The sequence below is a fragment of the Klebsiella sp. GW_Kp181 genome (genome assembly GCF_040062315.1).
GTDB classification, from domain to species: domain Bacteria; phylum Pseudomonadota; class Gammaproteobacteria; order Enterobacterales; family Enterobacteriaceae; genus Klebsiella; species Klebsiella oxytoca.
The window spans coordinates 1-1,447 of sequence record NZ_JBEAFR010000026.1; the positions used below are offsets into that span (position 1 = coordinate 1).

Annotated in this window: 1 protein-coding gene; it reads left to right on the plus strand. The window is 48.9% G+C overall.

The window, feature by feature from the left end; all coding sequences use genetic code 11:
- The first annotated feature begins 51 nt into the window (after window positions 1–51).
- Window positions 52–1,415 (plus strand): IS3 family transposase gene (locus tag ABLV11_RS06960; RefSeq protein ID WP_126488128.1). Its coding sequence is split into 2 segments (ribosomal slippage): window positions 52–529 and window positions 529–1,415, totalling 1,365 coding nucleotides; the frame shifts between segments, so codons are not numbered across the junction.
- Window positions 1,416–1,447 lie beyond the last annotated feature (32 nt).

The following is a 1,447-nucleotide window of genomic DNA, read 5'->3' on the forward strand; positions in this document are numbered from 1 at the left end:
TGGACTGCACCCCAAAAGTTGGACACCCAACTGAGTAAGGTGCAGTTTTTTATGGCAAAGCCAAAATATTCTCTCGAAACCAGATTAGCTGTCGTTAATCATTATCTTGCCGGACACGATGGCGCTCGTCGTACCGCTGAACGTTTTGGTGTTGAAGAAACATCAGTGCGACGCTGGGTAAGAGCCTGGCAACTCCACGGTATTGATGGTATTACATGGAAAAATGACCGCCACTCTCCTGAGTTTCGACTGACGGTTGTCCTGAAGGCTCTGAGTGAAGAACTTACCATGCGCGAGGCTGCCGCACGGTTTAATATCTCAAATGAATCTGTTGTCCGGCACTGGGTGAAGGTTTACAAAGACACTGGTGAAGAAGGACTTCTGAACATAAAACCAGGCCGGAGTAAGGACATGACAAAACCTCAAAAAACACCTCCACTTACCGATGCAGAACTGGAAAAGTTATCTCCCGAAGAACTGCGAGCGGAACTCCGTTACCTTCGCGCAGAGAATGCCTATCTAAAAAAGCTGAAGGCCTTAGTTCAAAGCGAGAAAAACGGCAGAAAGCCCGGATAATCAGTGAGCTAAGGCTGAAGCATGCACTCGGTGATCTTCTGCGTGCAGCGGGCATGTCCCGCAGTACGTGGTATCACAATATGAATGCCCTGAAGCGAGTGGACAGGCATGCCGGACTGAAAGACAAAATCAGAGAGATTTACCACTATCACAAAGGGCGTTATGGCTACCGCAGGATCACGCTCTCACTGAGAAAACAGGGAGTGTTGGTAAACCATAAAACAGTGCAGCGGCTGATGACAGAGCTGTCGCTCCGCTCTGTGATAAGGGTGAAGAAATATCGTTCCTGGAAAGGGGAAGTGGGCAAAGCTGCGCCCAATATCCTGAGCCGGAACTTTGGTGCAACGAAGGCCAACGAAAAATGGGTGACGGATGTTACAGAGTTCACGGTACAGGGTAAAAAGCTTTACCTGTCGCCAGTTCTCGATCTGTTTAACCGGGAGATTATCTCCTACAGCCTGTCAGAAAGGCCGGTGATGGAGATGGTTAATACGATGCTGCACGATGCGTTCTCAGTGCTCGGACCGGAGGATGCACCATTGCTGCACACGGATCAGGGCTGGCAATATCGAATGGCAGGCTATCAGGCAAAGTTAAAGGCCCATGGAATGACACAAAGTATGTCACGCAAGGGAAACTGCCTGGATAACGCAGTGATGGAGAACTTCTTCGGCACACTGAAATCGGAGTGTTTTTACCTGAACAGGTTCAGCGATCTGAATGAACTGAGGAAGGCGATAGAGGACTATATCCATTATTATAACAACGAGCGGATCAGCCTGAAATTAAAAGGCCTGAGTCCGGTAGAATACCGAACCCAGGCCCTGAAAGCCGCTTAATATGAACTGTCCAACTTTATGGGGTCAGTCCA